Annotated in this window: 13 protein-coding genes; 11 read left to right on the forward strand and 2 right to left on the reverse strand. The window is 71.3% G+C overall.

The features are described 5' to 3' along the window. Positions 1 to 179: 179 nt before the first annotated feature. The 10 genes from fbaA to ACFVUT_RS14220 all read left to right on the forward strand — a co-directional run bounded on the left by fbaA (position 180) and on the right by ACFVUT_RS14220 (position 11,801). Entirely contained in the window at positions 180 to 1,202 is a 1,023-nt protein-coding gene (fbaA, locus tag ACFVUT_RS14175) for a class II fructose-bisphosphate aldolase (protein ID WP_389648071.1), read from the forward strand. 118 nt (positions 1,203 to 1,320) lie between these two features. Further along, positions 1,321 to 2,496, forward strand: coding sequence for a MalY/PatB family protein (locus ACFVUT_RS14180; protein WP_389648074.1), 1,176 nt, complete (start codon positions 1,321 to 1,323; stop codon positions 2,494 to 2,496). A 115-nt stretch (positions 2,497 to 2,611) separates the two neighbouring features. After that, positions 2,612 to 4,210: an MFS transporter gene (locus ACFVUT_RS14185; protein ID WP_389648077.1), complete on the forward strand. Its 1,599-nt coding sequence runs from the start codon at positions 2,612 to 2,614 to the stop codon at positions 4,208 to 4,210. A gap of 100 nt (positions 4,211 to 4,310) precedes the next feature. Beyond that, positions 4,311 to 4,724, forward strand: a complete 414-nt coding sequence (locus tag ACFVUT_RS14190) for a DUF3151 domain-containing protein (protein WP_389648080.1) — start codon at positions 4,311 to 4,313, stop codon at positions 4,722 to 4,724. Between the two features lie 284 nt (positions 4,725 to 5,008). Continuing rightward, positions 5,009 to 5,857: a tryptophan 2,3-dioxygenase family protein gene (locus tag ACFVUT_RS14195; protein ID WP_389648083.1), complete on the forward strand. Its 849-nt coding sequence runs from the start codon at positions 5,009 to 5,011 to the stop codon at positions 5,855 to 5,857. Beyond that, positions 5,850 to 7,040 (forward strand): kynureninase, encoded by a 1,191-nt coding sequence (gene kynU, locus ACFVUT_RS14200; protein WP_389648086.1) that lies wholly within the window; start codon positions 5,850 to 5,852, stop codon positions 7,038 to 7,040. The genes ACFVUT_RS14195 and kynU overlap by 8 nt, the downstream gene beginning before the upstream one ends. Before the next feature lie 200 nt (positions 7,041 to 7,240). After that, positions 7,241 to 8,116: an alpha/beta hydrolase family protein gene (locus ACFVUT_RS14205; RefSeq protein ID WP_389648089.1), complete on the forward strand. Its 876-nt coding sequence runs from the start codon at positions 7,241 to 7,243 to the stop codon at positions 8,114 to 8,116. A 218-nt stretch (positions 8,117 to 8,334) separates the two neighbouring features. Further along, positions 8,335 to 9,780, forward strand: a complete 1,446-nt coding sequence (locus ACFVUT_RS14210) for a histidine kinase (RefSeq protein WP_389648092.1) — start codon at positions 8,335 to 8,337, stop codon at positions 9,778 to 9,780. Then, positions 9,777 to 10,454, forward strand: coding sequence for a response regulator (locus tag ACFVUT_RS14215; RefSeq protein WP_389648095.1), 678 nt, complete (start codon positions 9,777 to 9,779; stop codon positions 10,452 to 10,454). The genes ACFVUT_RS14210 and ACFVUT_RS14215 overlap by 4 nt, the downstream gene beginning before the upstream one ends. Positions 10,455 to 10,562: 108 nt before the next feature. Beyond that, entirely contained in the window at positions 10,563 to 11,801 is a 1,239-nt protein-coding gene (locus ACFVUT_RS14220) for a cytochrome P450 (protein WP_389648098.1), read from the forward strand. A 66-nt stretch (positions 11,802 to 11,867) separates the two neighbouring features. Here the strand turns inward: ACFVUT_RS14220 and ACFVUT_RS14225 are convergent, their stop codons facing one another. Together ACFVUT_RS14225 and ACFVUT_RS14230 are read right to left on the reverse strand one after the other, a co-directional pair. Next, entirely contained in the window at positions 11,868 to 12,197 is a 330-nt protein-coding gene (locus ACFVUT_RS14225) for a hypothetical protein (protein ID WP_389648101.1), read from the reverse strand. Between the two features lie 264 nt (positions 12,198 to 12,461). Beyond that, a complete protein-coding gene (locus tag ACFVUT_RS14230) occupies positions 12,462 to 13,319 on the reverse strand; it encodes a diacylglycerol kinase (protein ID WP_389648104.1) in 858 nt (285 codons plus the stop codon). A gap of 186 nt (positions 13,320 to 13,505) precedes the next feature. Between ACFVUT_RS14230 and ACFVUT_RS14235 the strand changes: the two genes are divergently transcribed. Then, the gene (locus ACFVUT_RS14235) at positions 13,506 to 14,789 is read left to right on the forward strand and encodes an adenylosuccinate synthase (RefSeq protein ID WP_389648107.1); all 1,284 of its coding nucleotides are present in this window, start codon (positions 13,506 to 13,508) and stop codon (positions 14,787 to 14,789) included. Positions 14,790 to 14,841 lie beyond the last annotated feature (52 nt).

Below are 14,841 nucleotides of genomic sequence, written 5' to 3' on the forward strand. Positions count from 1 at the left end.
GGGCTGTTTCACGTGAAACAGCCCGCCCTTGGTGCGTGCCCACGAGCCGGCCATCGGCGCGCTGCGGACATGGGCCGGGTGGAGCCGGAGCGAGAGTCTGGGAAGATGGGGGCGACGATGACGTCGCCCCCAGGTCAGGGAACCAGCACGCACACCCGCATATCCCAAGGAGCGGACAGATGCCCATCGCAACCCCCGAGGTCTACGCCGAGATGCTCGATCGGGCGAAGGCAGGCAAGTTCGCCTACCCGGCCATCAATGTGACGTCGACCCAGACCCTGCATGCTGCACTGCGCGGCTTCGCGGAGGCGGAGAGCGACGGCATCGTCCAGATCTCCACCGGTGGGGCGGAGTTCCTGGGCGGCCAGCACAACAAGGACATGGTGACGGGCGCTGTCGCCCTCGCCGAGTTCGCGCACATCGTCGCCGCCAAGTACGACATCTCGGTCGCGCTGCACACCGACCACTGCCCCAAGGACAAGCTGGACGGTTACGTACGTCCGCTGATCGACATCTCCGCCGAGCGCGTCGCCCAGGGCCAGAACCCGCTGTTCCAGTCCCACATGTGGGACGGCTCGGCCGAGACCCTCGCCGACAACCTGGCCATCGGCCAGGAGCTGCTGGCCAAGGCCGCCGCGGCGAAGATCATTCTTGAGGTCGAGATCACCCCGACCGGTGGCGAGGAGGACGGCGTCTCGCACGAGATCAACGACGAGCTGTACACGACCGTCGACGACGCGCTGCGTACCGCCGAGGCGCTCGGCCTGGGCGAGAAGGGCCGTTACCTGCTGGCCGCCTCCTTCGGCAACGTCCACGGTGTCTACAAGCCGGGCAACGTCGTGCTCCGCCCCGAGCTGCTGAAGGACCTCCAGGAGGGCGTCGCCGCCAAGTACGGCCAGACTTCCCCGTTCGACTTCGTCTTCCACGGCGGTTCCGGCTCCACCGAGCAGGAGATCGCCACCGCGCTGGAGAACGGCGTCGTGAAGATGAACCTCGACACCGACACGCAGTACGCCTTCACCCGCCCGATCGTGGACCACATGTTCCGCAACTACGACGGTGTGCTGAAGGTCGACGGCGAGGTCGGCAACAAGAAGTTCTACGACCCGCGCAGCTGGGGCAAGTCCGCCGAGGGCGGCATGGCCAAGCGCGTCACGGAGGCCTGCGCCAACCTGCGTTCCACCGGCACCAAGCTGAAGTAGCCGTCGGTACGAAAGTGTGGCCGTGGGCCCGGTACCCCTTGGGGTGCCGGGCCCACGGCACGTTCAAGAGAAGACACCGCGTCTTCTCCCTGTTCAAGAGAAGGTGCAAGGGATCGCTGTGAGTGCCAGTGCGCGCTATGACTTCGACACCGTCGTCGACCGCCGGGGCACCTGGTGCGTCCAGTGGGACGACGTCGCGGACCGCTTCGGTGTGGACGGACTGCTGCCGTTCACCATCTCCGACATGGACTTCGAGACCGCACCGGAGGTGCTGAGGGCGCTGCGGGCCCGTCTCGACCACGGGGTGCTGGGCTACACGACCTGGCAGCAGGACGACTTCCGCTCCGCGATAGCCCACTGGTTCGAGACCCGGTACGGGACACGGATCGACACGGAACAGTTGGTGTACGGGCCGTCCGTGCTCAGCCAGCTCTCGCAGCTGCTCCAGATGTGGACGGCAGAGGGCGAGGGCGTGATCGTCCATACCCCGACGTACGACGGTTTCCGCAAGGCGATCACCGGTCTCGGCCGCGAGCTGAGGGGCGTGCCGGTGGGGGACACGGCCGCGTTGGAGCGCGAGCTCGCCCGCCCCGACAGCAAGGTCCTTCTCGTCTGCTCGCCGCACAACCCGACGGGCCGGGTGTGGACGGAGGCCGAACTGGGCGAGATGGCGGAGCTTGCCGCGCGGCACGACGTCGCGGTGATCAGCGACGAGATCCACGCGGACTTCGTGCACGAGGGGCGTGTGCATGTGCCGTGGCCGCGGGTCGGCGGCGAGCGGCGCTGGGCGCTGATCTCCTCCGCGTCGAAGGCGTTCAACTTCCCCGCGCTGACCGGCTCGTACGGGCTGATCGGTGATCCGGCCGACCGGGCGGAGTTCCTGCGCAGAATGGAGACGGCGGAGGGACTCGCCTCTCCGGCGGTGCTGTCGCTGACCGCGCACATCGCCGCGTACCGGGAGGGCGCGGCGTGGCTGGACGAGGTCCGCGCCTACATCGCCGGCAATCTGGCGCTGGTCGCGCAGCGGCTGAACGAGGCGTTCCCCGACCTGGGATGGGAGCCGCCGGAGGCCGGCTATCTGGCGTGGATCGATCTGCGTCCGGCGGGCGTCGACGACGACGAGGCGTTGCAGCGGGTGCTGGTCGAGCGCGAGAAGGTCGCGGTGATGCCGGGAGCGGTGTACGGGGCCGAGGGCTTCGTCCGGTTGAACGTCGGCTGCCCGCGGTCCAAGGCGGAGGCGGGCGTGGAGGCGCTGATCCGGGGCGTACGGGCGGTCACTCAGGGAGTGTCGTAGGGGCGGGTGCTTCGCAGGGCCAGCACGGGCGGCAGCGGCATGGGAAGCGGTCCTTCCGGCGCCCTGACCGGTTGCCCCGATGGCCCCACGGGCGCGGAGGGACGATGCTGCTCGTATGCCTGTGCCTGACGCCGAGACGGGAGCCATCCGCGTCGCCTCTCCCACCGGACGCTGGGTGGTCCTCACCACCGTCCTCGGCTCCAGCATGGCTCTGCTCGACTCCACCGTCATCAACGTCGCCCTGCCCCGCATCGGTAAGGACCTGGGCACCGATCTGGCCGCCCTCCAGTGGACCGTCACCGCGTACATGCTGACCCTCGCCGGGCTGATCCTCCTCGGGGGTGCGCTCGGTGACCGGTACGGGCGGCGGCGGGTCTTCGCCGTCGGAGTCGTCTGGTTCGCCACCGCGTCCGTGCTGTGCGGCATCGCGCCGAACGCCCCCGTCCTGATCACCGCCCGCGCCCTCCAGGGCATCGGCGGGGCGCTCCTCACCCCCGGTTCGCTGGCGCTGATCCAGGCGAGCTTCCATCCGGACGACCGGGCCCGCGCGGTCGGGCTGTGGTCGGGGTTCGGCGGGGTCGGGGCGGCCATCGGGCCGTTCGTCGGCGGCTGGCTGGTCGACGGACCCGGCTGGCGGTGGGTCTTCCTGCTCAACGTGCCGCTCGCCGCTGTCTGTCTGCCGGTGGCGCTGCGCCACGTACCGGAATCGCGCGACCCCGACGCACACGGGCGCTTCGACGTCCTGGGCGCCGTGCTCGCCGCCCTCGCTCTTGCCCTGGTGACGTACGCGCTGATCGAGGCACCGGCCCAGGGGGCGTCCGCCGTGGTGATCGGGGCGGCCGTCGGAGGGCTCGCCCTTGCGGCGGCGTTCGTGCGGGTGGAGCGGCGGAGGCCGGAACCGATGCTGCCGCCGTCGGTCTTCGCGTCCCGTCAGTTCACCGCCGTCAACGTCATCACCCTGTGTGTGTACGCGGCGCTCGGCGGCTACTTCTTCCTCTCCGCGATCCAGCTCCAGGTCGTGGCCGGGTACTCGGCCCTGGGCGCCGGCACGGCCCTGTTGCCCACGACCGTGCTGATGCTGCTCTTCTCCGCCGCGTCGGGAGAACTGGGGCAGCGCATCGGGCCCCGTGTTCCGCTCACCGTCGGCCCCCTGATCGCCGCGGCCGGCATGCTGCTGATGCTGCGGGTCGGGCCGGGATCGCACTCCGTCTCCGCCTACTTCACCGATGTGTTGCCCGCGGTCGGTGTGCTCGGCGTCGGCATGGTCGCCCTGGTGGCACCGCTCACCGCGTCCGTCCTGGCCTCCGTGGACACCACACGGGCCGGCCTCGCCAGCGGGATCAACAACGCGGCCGCCCGCGCCGCCGGGCTGATCGCGGTGGCCGCGCTGCCGCTGCTCGCCGGGATGGGCCCGGAGGCCTACCGGGAGGCCGGCGAATTCGCCACCACATTCCGGCGGGCCATGCCGATGTGTGCCGGGTTGCTCGTACTCGGCTCGCTGATCGCCTGCACGACCGTACGGAAGCCTTCCGCCGCCCCGGACGAGAAGAAGGCGCACCCCGAGTGCACGGTCCACTGCGGTGTCGTCGCGCCGCCCCTGGAACCCACCCACGAGGAGACCGGGGAGACGGGGGCGGCGGGGGCGGCAGGGGAGACGGGGGAGACGGGGGAGACGGGGGAGGCAGGAAGAAAGGGAGATGCGGGCGCGGCCTGAATCCCGCGCACCGCCCCCGGGCGCGCGCACGGCGTGAACCGGCTCTTCGCACATGCGCCCCGGTACCCCCGGTGCGCATGTGCCAGGCACACTTGAACCCATGTCGATCCACGAGAACCTGCTCGGGGGACCTCCCCCGACCCATCTGCCCGACGACCCGGAGCCGCGCGAGCTGCTCGCGAACGGCACGGCCCCGGCCGACGTGGCCGCGAAGTACCCGACTTCCTCGCTGGCCTGGGCGCAGCTCGCCGACGAGGCGTTCGAGGGCGGCCGCGTCATCGAGTCGTACGCCTATGCCCGCACCGGCTACCACCGCGGCCTCGACGCGCTGCGCCGGGCCGGCTGGAAGGGCCACGGCCCCGTACCGTTCGAGCACGAGCCGAACCGCGGCTTCCTGCGCGCCCTGCACGCCCTGGCGCGAGCCGCCCGGACGATCGGCGAGACGGACGAGTACGAGCGCTGCTCGACGTTCCTGCGCGACTCCTCGCCGACCGCCGCCGAGACCCTCGGCTAGAGGCGGCCGAGGCGTTCCTGGCCGGCGGAGGCCGAAGCGCTCCGCCGGCCTTCTCACGCGTACGTGCACGGTCCGTGCGCGTACCCCTGGTGAACGGTTCCGGACCCCGCGGATGCGCCGGCATTCGCGGGCTCCCCGCCGGCATCCGCGGGCTTGGGCGGGCACCTGTGAGGTCGTGCGGGCACGTGCAGGGTCCGTTTAGGATGCGGGCAGGGGACCGGAGCTCCACCCACCTCACGGAAGGGGCGGACCGCTACCCGGAAGCGTGTGTCGAGGAGACAGCAATGTCGACGATCCACCCCGACCCCGAAGCCACCGGTGCGCAGACCCCGCACCTCGACTTCGCGGGAACGACTCCGTACGAGGACTATGTCCAGGCGGACGTCCTGACCCATCTCCAGCACCTTCGCTCCGACGACCCGGGCGAAATGGTCTTCCTGGTCACCACCCAGGTCATGGAGCTGTGGTTCACCGTCATCGTCCATGAGTGGGAGACCGCCGCGCACGCCCTGCGCGAGGACCGGCTTCCCGTCGCACGCGACGCGCTCAAGCGTTCCGTGCGGGAACTGGAGGCGCTGAACGCCTCCTGGACGCCGCTCGCCCAGCTCACCCCCGCCCAGTTCAACTCCTACCGCGCCGCCCTCGGTGAGGGCTCCGGCTTCCAGTCGGCGATGTACCGGCGGATGGAGTTCCTGCTCGGCGACAAGTCCGCGTCCATGCTCGTGCCGCACCGGGGCGCGCCCCGCGTCCACGCCGAGCTGGAGAAGGCGCTCGCCGAACCGAGCCTGTACGACGAGGCGCTCGCCCTGCTCGCCCGGCGCGGTCACGCCGTGCCGCGGTCCGTCCTCGGCCGGGACCTGACGCAGAAGTACGAGCCGTCCCCCGAGGTCGAGGCCGTCTGGGCGGAGATCTACGCCGACCCCGACCAGCACGACGAGCTGGTCCGGCTCGGAGAGGCGCTGACCGACGTCGGTGAACTGGTGTGGCGGTGGCGCAACGACCATCTCGTCGCCACCCGGCGTGCGATGGGTTCGAAGACCGGGACCGGCGGCTCCGCCGGGGTCGCCTGGCTGGAGAAACGGGCCACGAAGAACGTCTTCCCCGAGCTGTGGACGGCGCGCAGCCATGTCTGAGACCTTCGCCGCGCGGGCCGCGGCCCTCGACTCCGCCGACCGGCTCGCCGATCTGCGCAAGCTGTTCACGCTCGATGACACCGTCTATCTCGACGGCAACTCGCTCGGCGCGCTGCCCGTACACGTACCCGCCCGGGTGCAGGAGGTCCTCACCCGCGAGTGGGGCGAGCTGCGTATCCGGTCCTGGGGCGAGAGCGGCTGGTGGACCGCGCCGGAGCGGATCGGCGACCGGATCGCCCCGCTCGTCGGGGCCGCCGCCGGGCAGATCGTCGTCGGTGACTCGACCAGCGTGAACGTCTTCAAGGCCGTCGTCGCCGCGAGCCGGCTGGCGCCGGAGGGACGCGACGAGATCCTTGTCGACGCGACGACGTTTCCCACGGACGGGTACATCGCCGCGTCCGCCGCCCGGATGACCGGCCACCGGCTCGTCCCGGTCACCCCCGCCGAGGTGCCGGACGCCCTCGGATCCCGAACCGCGGCCGTCCTGCTCAACCATGTCGACTTCCGCACCGGCAGGCTTCACGACCTGCCCGGACTCACCGCCGCCGCGCACGCGGCCGGCGCCCTCGCCGTCTGGGACCTCTGCCACAGCGCGGGCGCCCTGCCGGTCGGCCTCGACGCGCACGGCGTGGACCTCGCGGTCGGCTGCACGTACAAGTACCTGAACGGCGGCCCCGGTTCGCCCGCCTACCTGTACGTCGCCGAACGCCACCACGCGGCCTTCGACTCGCCCCTGCCGGGGTGGACGTCGCACGCCGACCCGTTCGGCATGACACCCGGGTACGCCCCTGCGGACGGTGCCCTGCGGGGCCGGGTCGGCACCCCCGACATCCTCTCCATGCTGGCGCTCGAAGCGTCGCTGGACGTGTGGAGCGGGGTCTCTGTCGAGGCGGTGCGGGACAAGTCGCTGGCCCTGACGGACTTCTTCCTGGAATGCGTCGCCGCGTACGTGCCCGACGGCCGCGTCACCTCCCTCACCCCGGTCGCACACGCGGAACGCGGCAGTCAGGTCGCGCTGCGGTGCGAGGACGCGGAACCGGTGATGAGCACGCTCATCGCACGGGGCGTCGTCGGGGATCTGCGGCGCCCGGACGTGCTGCGGTTCGGCTTCACGCCGCTGTACGTGGGGTTCGCGGACGTGGAGCGGGCGGCGCGGGTGCTGGGCGAGGTGGTACGGGGCTAGGGGCCGGGGCTTCGGCCGAGGTCTGGAGCCGGGGCCGGGGCTTCGGCCGGGCCTGGGTCTTCGGCCGGGCCCGGGGGTCCGGGGCCCGGGAGCTTCTGCCATGATCCGTCGGCAGGGACAGGGCCCTTCGTACTGGTACCGTCCCCGCAGGTCAGGCGAGTTGGGCTGTGGGGCCCGGAGACAGGACGGATGGGAACAGCATGTCGGATTCCGCCGCGCGTGATCGGGACGCAGCCGAGACCGAGTCGGCCCTCTCCCCTCCACCGGTCGCCCCCGACGCGTCCGCCGCCTACGGCAGTCACCCCGATCAGCTGATCGACTTCTACGCTCCGCGCGACGGCCGGACCGGCGCTCCGGTCGTGGTCGTCGTGCACGGCGGGGCGTGGCGGGCGCAGCACGACCGGCAGCACGTGTCGCCGTTCGCGGACTTCCTGGCCCGGCGCGGTTTCGCCGTCGCCAGTGTCGAGTACCGGTGCGGCAGCGAGATCCCGCAGCAGCGTGGTTCCGGTCCGGTCGCGGGCCGTTGGCCGGAGACCTTCGACGACATCGCCGCGGCGATGGACGCACTCCCGGCCCTGTTGAGCCAGAAGCTTCCGCAGGCCGACGCCCGGCGGATCGTCGTCACCGGGCACTCCGCCGGCGGGCAGCTCGCCCTGTGGGCCGCCGCTCGGCACGTACTGCCCGAGGGATCGCCGTGGCGGCTGCCCGCGGCGCCGCTGCTGCGCGGGGTCGTCGCGCTCGCTCCGATCGCGGACTTCACCACGGCCGTCGAGCTGGATGTGTGCTCGGGCGCGGTCGGTCAGTTCCTGGGCCGCGAGGAGGACTTCGCGGCGCGGGCCCCGCACGCCGACCCGGCGGTGCTGCTGCCCACCGGGATCGCCACCACGGTGGTGCAGGGCACCACCGACCTCGATGTGCCGAAGGCCGTCGCGGAGGCGTTCGTCGACGCGGCGGCGAAGGCGGGGGAGACGGTGGGCCTGACCCTGCTGCCCGACGTCGGCCATTTCCCGCTGATCGACCCGGCGAGCGACGCGTGCGCGGTGGTGGCGGAGGAACTCGCCCAACTGGCCTGGTGATCGGCCCGCCGGTACGAGAGGCGGAAGTCCGGCCGGTACGGGGGCGGAAGTCCGGCCGGTACGAGGGGTGGGGATGTCGCCGGTAGGAGGGGCGGGATCCCGCCGGTACGAGGGGCGGAAGTCCGGCGCCGGTGCGAGCGCGTAGTACTTGCGACGGACGGCGCGGGATCCGTATCACTGCTGACGACCCGCGCCGGCAGGGCCCCTACCGTGGAAGCGTGACCGAGACCAAGAGCAGAAGTCCCGAGTACCGACTGGCCGCGGGGGTGTTGCAGGGCCTGCGGCAGGATCTCTTCCGCGACGCGTTCGCGTACCGCCCGATGGGGCGGATGCGGACCGACGGGCCGCTGACCCGGCAACTGCCGGAGCGGATGCGCGAGCGGGCCGCCCGGACGCCCCACGCGCTGATCGGGGCAGCCGCGCTCCTCGCGGCCCTCACGGGTCTCGTCTCGGCGGATTCCTCCGGTGCGCATTTCGTGATCGACTTCGTCCTGCTCGTGCTGCTCCCGGCGCTCACCGTGCTGATGACGCTGGTCAGGCCGGTCGGCGCGTTCTGGATGTCGATGGTGCTCGCCCCGTTCGCGGCGGTGCTCCAGGGCGGCTACTGGGTGTGGACGCCGAGCACCCTGATCTCGCACCTGGCGGTGCTGGTCGTGGTCGCCGCCCGGACCCGGCCCCGTACCGCCGCCTGGATGTGGGGCTTCACGGTGCTGTTCGGCATCGTGCTGGGAAGCGTGGGCGGCCAACATCCCACGGATACGACCTCCTTCATGGCGGTGCTCTCCGCGTTCGCGCTGCTGGTGGTGGCCGTGGTGCAGATCCGTCGCGATGCGGAGCGGGAGGTGACCGTGCAGCGCACCGTCACGGCCGTGGAGCGCGACCGGCGCACGTTGCTGGAGGAGCGCACCACCATCGCCCGGGAGCTGCACGACGTGGTCGCCCACCACATGTCGGTCGTCGCGATCCAGGCCGAGGCCGCCCCGTACCGGGTCGAGAATCCGCCGCCCGAGCTGGAGCAGGCCTTCGTCACGATCCGGGAGAACGCGGTGGCCGCCCTCACCGAACTGCGCCGCGTCCTGGGCGTCGTACGGGCCGAGGACTACCAGGCGCCGGATGCCCCGCAGCCCACTCTCGCCCAGCTCGACGGTCTCCTCGCCAATGTGCGTGAAGCGGGTCTGGAGACCGAGAAGACGGTCACCGGCGCGGTACGCGAACTGCCCCAGGGCGTCGAGTTGTCGGCGTACCGGATCATCCAGGAAGCCCTCAGCAACACGCTGCGGCACGCGCCGGGCGCCACCGCCAAGGTGGAGATCGGCTATGTGCTGGGCGGACTCGGCCTGCGGGTCGTCAACGGGCCGCCGACCGGTGAGGTGAAGCCCTCGCCGGGAGCCGGCCACGGGATCACGGGGATGCGGGAGCGGGTCGCGATGCTGAACGGCGAGATGACGGCCGAGGCGAGTGGGGAGGGCGGTTACGAGATCACCGCGTTCATACCCGCCCAGCCCATCCACGAGAAGGACGAGGCGTACGGGGCGCACGAGTCGCGCGCATCGAACAAGGCGGGGACGGAACAGGCGGGGCCGACGGGGCACGCGGGGACGGAACAGGCGGGGCCGACGGGGCACGCGGGGACGGAACAGGCGGGGCTGGTGGAGCCGGTATGACCGTTCCCTCCACCCCGGCCATCCGGGTGCTGATCGTCGACGACCAGATGATGGTCCGCGAGGGCTTCTCCGTGCTGCTCAACGCCATGCCGGGGATCGAGGTCGTCGGCGAGGCCGTCGACGGACGGCAGGCCGTCGCGCAGGTCGCGGCGCTGCGTCCCGATGTGGTCCTGATGGACATCCGGATGCCGGAACTCAACGGCATCGAGGCCACCCGCGAGATCGTCGCCGCCGACGCGGACGCCAAGGTGCTGGTACTGACCACCTTCGACCTCGACGAGTACGTGTACCAGGCGCTGCGCGCCGGGGCCTCCGGCTTCCTCCTCAAGGACGCCTCTGCCCGTCAACTCGCCGACGGGGTCCGGGTGGTGGCCTCGGGCGAGGCGCTCCTCGCCCCGACCGTCACGAAGCGGCTGATCAACGAGTTCTCGAAGCTCCCCCAGGCCACGCGGCCGCCCGCGCTCGCCCGGATCGGCGACCTCACGGAGCGCGAGACGGAGGTGCTCGTCCTCATCGCGCAGGGCCGGTCCAACGCGGAGATCGCCTCGCATCTGGTGGTCGCCGAGTCCACCATCAAGACACATGTGAGCCGCATCCTGGTGAAGCTGGGACTGCGCGACCGCACGCAGGCGGCGGTCTTCGCGTACGAGGCCCGGCTGGTCACGCCCTCCTGAAGTCCGGGGCACGGACCCCGGGACCTGGACGGATCGCCGGAGGGGCCCGGGGGCTCCGTCGCCCGGGGCGGGTGGTCGACGGCCGCCGGGTGCGGTTAGCGTCCGTATATGCACCTGTCCTCACGTTCCGCGGCCGACGCCCTCCCCGAGTCCTTCGACCCCTGGTCCCCGGCGTTCGTCGCCGACCCGTACCCCGCCTACGCGGCCCTGCGCGCAGGTGGCCGGGTGCAGTATTTCGAGCCCAGTGACCAGTGGCTCGTCCCGCACCACGCCGATGTGTCCGCGCTGCTGCGCGACCGCCGCCTGGGCCGCACGTATCTGCACCGCTTCACCCACGAGGAATTCGGCCGCACGCCGCCGCCCGTCGAGCACGAGCCCTTCCACACCCTCAACGGGCAGGGGCTCCTCGACCTGGAGGCCCCCGACCACACGCGGATCCGGCGCCTGGTCTCCAAGGCCTTCACGCCGCGGACGGTCGAACAGCTCGTCCCGACCGTCCAGCGGCTGGCCGCCGCACTGGTCGACTCGTTCGTCGAGGAGGGCGGCGGCGATCTGCTGACGGCCGTCGCCGAACCGCTGCCCGTGGCCGTCATCGCCGAAATGCTCGGCATCCCGGAGTCCGACCGCGCCCCGCTGCGGCCCTGGTCGGCGGCGATCTGCGGAATGTTCGAACTGAACCCGTCCGACGACACGGCCCGCGCCGCCGTACGCGCCTCGCTCGACTTCTCCGCGTATCTGCGCGAGCTGATCGAGGAGCGGCGCAAGCGCCCCGGTACGGATCTGATCTCCGCGCTCATCGCCGCCCATGACGAGGGCGAGCGGCTGAGCGAACAGGAGATGATCTCCACCTGTGTGCTGCTGCTCAACGCGGGCCACGAGGCGACCGTCAACACCACGGTCAACGGCTGGTGGACACTGCTGCGCCACCCCGAGCAGCTGGCCGCCCTGCGCGCCGACCACGGGCTGCTCCCCACGGCGATCGAGGAGCTGATGCGGTACGACACCCCGCTGCAGATGTTCGAGCGCTGGGTCCTCGACGACATCGAGATCGACGGCACGGTCATTCCGCGCGGCTCCGAGGTGGCCCTGCTCTTCGGGTCCGCCAACCGTGACCCGGCCCGCTTCCCGGCCCCGGACACCCTCGACCTGGCCCGCCGGGAGAACCCGCACGTCACGTTCGGCGCGGGCATCCACTTCTGCCTCGGAGCCCCGCTGGCCCGGGTCGAACTGGCCGCGTCCTTCGGCGAGCTGCTGCGTCGCGCCCCGCGGATGCGGCTGGTGGCCGAGCCGGAGTGGAACCCGGGTTACGTGATCAGAGGCCTGAAGGAACTCCGCGTCGAGCTGTGACGGGGCGGGCCGGGCGCCGGGCAGTGGCGTCGGGTGGCGGCGCCTGGCGTCGGGTGGTTCCCTTCGTCAGCACGGCGAACCGCAGCTCGAAGGCGGGCCCGCCAGTACGTCGAACGCCACCCCGAAACCGGCGAGGACCGTGAGGAACGCCGCCGCCCCGAGCGCCCGCCGCCATCTGCGCGCCACCAGCGCGGCGAGCGTGACTCCGGCCGCGACACCGCCGAGTGTCATGACCGGCAGCCCCAACCAGAGGACGTTCCACTCCGTCTCGCCCTCGAAGCCGCCGAAGATGCCGCTCCGGCCGTAGGGGGCCCAGGCGAGCATCCCGGCGGCTCCGCCGGCCGCGGCCACCAGGCATCCGGCCACCCCACGTATCGCTTCGCGTCGGTTCTCCATGATCTGTGTGACGCGAGTGCACCGAGAGGCGGTTGCACCCCGGGACCACCCGCCGCACCCTCTCCCCTCGCACCGCAGCACGAGCCTGAGCAGGGCCCCGGTGCGCACGGCCCGGGACAGGACCGGGCTGCCACTGCCACTGCCACCGGCCTGCCATTCCTCTTCCGCTCCGGCAGCCACCGCTCATACCTCTTCCGCCCCGGCAGCTGCCTCCGGTTTTTCTTCCGCCCCGGCAGCTTCCCCGGTTTTTTCTTCCGTCGGCAGCTATCCCTCGACCGCCGGCAGCATCAGTCCCCAGGCGCCCGCCCGCACCGTCCATGTCTTCGTCCGGACCGGGCCGGCGACCTGTATGTCCGCGCGGTAGCGGAAGTCCGCGCCGGAGACCGTGACGGCCTTCGCCTCCGCCGTGACCGGTGGGGCGGCCGGAGGGCGGATCACCACCTCCGCGAGGCCCTCGTCGCCGCCCCGCGAGGTCACCGTCACCGACTCGACCGGGCGGTCCAGATCGTTCAGCAGGACGCCGTCCGCCTCGACGCGCAGCCGGTGCGTGCGCGGCGGGACAGGGGGCGTCGGCGGGGTCGGGCGCACCAGGGAGCGGACCAGGGTGCGGCAGGAGTCCCAGACCGCCGTGACGCCCGTGTGCGCGGCCATCACGCCCGGCGGCACGCTCAGGGCCGGAATGTGCAGCGCGCCCAGGACGACGCCGTCGCTGTCGTCGACCAGCAGGTCGAGCCTGCGCACGACGCCGTCCAGCGCGGTGCGCGCCGCCGCCACCGGGTTTGGGGGCACGCCGAGCGAATGAGCGAGTTCGAGCGCGGCCGAGGCGCCGACCGGAACCAGCGAGAGGGCGGCAGTGGCCGGTTCTCGCTCCCGGTGCAGCAGGGTCACCGCCCGCCGCAGCGCCCGGTCGTCGCCGACCACCACCGGCCGCCTGCCGCCCCGGCGGGACAAGGCCCGATCGAACTCTTCGGGCCCGTCGGGCAGACAGATCTTGGCGTGCGAACCCGCGCTGAGCACGTCCTTCGCGATACGGACGGACTCGCCGTCGGTCCGGCGGGCTACCGGGTCGATGACCACCAGCAGCTGGTGGGTACCGTCGCCGGGGGGCTGGGCAGCCGACACCTCGGTCCTTCCTCGGGTAGCATCTTGGTGCAAGAGCCCCTTGCGCTATTGCGCCAGGGGCTTCGTCTATTCCGGGGCACCCGGTTCAACGGTTCAGGCCTCGTCGTACATCGTCGTACGGCATGTACGACGTGTACGTACGCCCCCTGACCTTGGACATGCCCCGCCCGGAAGGGGTGTACGCCTGTGCCCGCACTTGTGCTGCTCGGTGCTCAGTGGGGTGACGAGGGCAAGGGAAAGGCCACCGACCTCCTCGGTGGATCCGTGGACTATGTGGTGCGTTACCAGGGCGGCAACAACGCCGGCCACACGGTGGTCGTAGGTGACCAGAAGTACGCACTGCATCTCCTCCCCTCCGGAATCCTTTCGCCGGGGTGTACCCCGGTCATCGGAAACGGTGTCGTCGTCGACCCGGCCGTCCTGCTCTCCGAGCTGAGTGGGCTGAACGAACGCGGCGTGGACACGTCCAAGCTGCTGATCAGCGGCAATGCCCATTTGATCACCCCGTACAACGTCACGGTCGACAAGGTGACGGAACGGTTCCTCGGTAAGCGCAAGATCGGCACGACCGGTCGCGGTATCGGCCCGACGTACGCCGACAAGATCAACCGTGTGGGCATCCGCGTCCAGGACCTCTACGACGAGTCGATCCTGGAGCAGAAGGTCGAGGCGGCCCTGGAGCAGAAGAACCAGCTCCTCGCCAAGGTCTTCAACCGCCGGGCCATCGAGTCCGGCAGGATCGTCGAGGAGATGCTCCAGTACGCGGAGCAGATCAAGCCGTACGTCGCCGACACGACGCTGATCCTGAACAACGCCGTCGACGAGGGCAAGGTCGTCCTCTTCGAGGGTGGCCAGGGCACGCTGCTCGACGTCGACCACGGCACGTACCCCTTCGTCACCTCGTCGAACCCGACCGCGGGCGGTGCCTGCACCGGTTCCGGCGTGGGTCCGACGAAGATCAGCCGGGTCATCGGCATCCTCAAGGCGTACACGACCCGCGTCGGCGCGGGCCCGTTCCCGACGGAGCTGCTCGACGAGGACGGTGAGGCGCTGCGCCGCATCGGTGGCGAGCGCGGTGTCACCACCGGCCGCGACCGTCGCTGCGGCTGGTTCGACGCGGTGATCGCGCGGTACGCGACCCGGGTCAACGGTCTCACCGACTTCTTCCTCACCAAGCTGGACGTGCTGACCGGCTGGGAGCAGATCCCGGTGTGCGTCGCGTACGAGATCGACGGCAAGCGCGTCGAGGAGCTCCCCTACAGCCAGACCGACTTCCACCACGCGAAGCCGGTCTACGAGATGCTGCCGGGCTGGTCCGAGGACATCACGAAGGCCAAGACCTTCGACGACCTGCCGAAGAACGCGCAGGCGTACGTGAAGGCGCTGGAGGAGATGTCCGGCGCCCCGATCTCCGCGATCGGTGTCGGCCCCGGCCGTACCGAGACGATCGAGATCAACTCGTTCCTGTAGGAGCGGCGGACCCGCGGAAGCACGGAGAGGGCTGGGACGGTGCGTCCCGGCC

Origin of the sequence: Streptomyces sp. NPDC058051 (assembly GCF_042885475.1) — a bacterium.
Lineage (GTDB): Bacteria > Actinomycetota > Actinomycetes > Streptomycetales > Streptomycetaceae > Streptomyces.

Bases quoted from the DNA above. Each gene is read 5' to 3' on its own strand.
- kynU (WP_389648086.1), top strand. From the start codon at position 5,850: ATGTCTGAGACCTTCGCCGCGCGGGCCGCGGCCCTCGACTCCGCCGAC.
- ACFVUT_RS14195 (WP_389648083.1), top strand. From the start codon at position 5,009: ATGTCGACGATCCACCCCGACCCCGAAGCCACCGGTGCGCAGACCCCG.
- ACFVUT_RS14215 (WP_389648095.1), top strand. From the start codon at position 9,777: ATGACCGTTCCCTCCACCCCGGCCATCCGGGTGCTGATCGTCGACGAC.
- ACFVUT_RS14225 (WP_389648101.1), bottom strand. From the start codon at position 12,197: ATGGAGAACCGACGCGAAGCGATACGTGGGGTGGCCGGATGCCTGGTG.
- ACFVUT_RS14190 (WP_389648080.1), top strand. From the start codon at position 4,311: ATGTCGATCCACGAGAACCTGCTCGGGGGACCTCCCCCGACCCATCTG.
- ACFVUT_RS14185 (WP_389648077.1), top strand. From the start codon at position 2,612: ATGCCTGTGCCTGACGCCGAGACGGGAGCCATCCGCGTCGCCTCTCCC.
- ACFVUT_RS14220 (WP_389648098.1), top strand. From the start codon at position 10,563: ATGCACCTGTCCTCACGTTCCGCGGCCGACGCCCTCCCCGAGTCCTTC.
- ACFVUT_RS14205 (WP_389648089.1), top strand. From the start codon at position 7,241: ATGTCGGATTCCGCCGCGCGTGATCGGGACGCAGCCGAGACCGAGTCG.
- fbaA (WP_389648071.1), top strand. From the start codon at position 180: ATGCCCATCGCAACCCCCGAGGTCTACGCCGAGATGCTCGATCGGGCG.